Source organism: Vibrio sp. 2134-1, from assembly GCF_033339495.1.
This window is the reverse complement of sequence record NZ_JAWOUS010000832.1, coordinates 1-550: the sequence shown is the minus strand read 5'-3', so window position 1 is coordinate 550 and position 550 is coordinate 1. Positions and strand designations below refer to the sequence as shown.

Genomic DNA, 550 nt, shown 5'->3' with positions numbered 1-550 from the left:
CTGACTTTTTATGAGCTTATTGATTTCACGACAAGGCACGCCTCAAAAGCGCGCGAAATGGCTGCTAGCAATGATTGGCTGGGTCACCGTCGTGTGTCTGATGCAAAATTCTGGTTTGGTTTCGGCATGCTCGATGAGTGATGACCAAACCTTGGTTTCTGCTTTATCTAGCGATGATGCTCATGTTGTGAAAGCTGATAAAGTCAAAGAGCCGAGTAAGTGTGAACTGTCTGAAAAGTTGATTCAGTTTACCCAGCATCAGCTCGAAGCCTTCATTGTCGTTTTGTTCATTGGCATTGTTTTAGCCGCAGTTTGGCGATGCAGTGCCTTTGTTAACGCAAGGCAATGGACTGAGCCCATCTACGACAAACATCGAATTCATCTTACCTTTTGTGTGTTCCGAGAATGACAAGTGATTCTGGCCGAAAACGCCAGCCATTTTCTACACTTGTTATTAATTAGGAATCACTATGAATCACATTACTAAAGCGACTCAACTCGCGTCCATATTCTTTATGGCGTTGGTATTGGGTTTGTTCTCTCTTACTCT

At 43.6% G+C, this 550-nt stretch carries 1 protein-coding gene; it reads left to right on the top strand.

Going from position 1 to position 550, the window contains the following annotated elements; genetic code table 11:
* Positions 1-10: 10 nt before the first annotated feature.
* Positions 11-409: a hypothetical protein gene (locus R7R78_RS28800; RefSeq protein WP_069504656.1), complete on the top strand. Its 399-nt coding sequence runs from the start codon at positions 11-13 to the stop codon at positions 407-409.
* Positions 410-550 lie beyond the last annotated feature (141 nt).

What these genes read in the sequence shown, in the direction of transcription:
- R7R78_RS28800 (WP_069504656.1), top strand. Translation starts at nt 11, where the DNA reads ATGAGCTTATTGATTTCACGACAAGGCACGCCTCAAAAGCGCGCGAAA.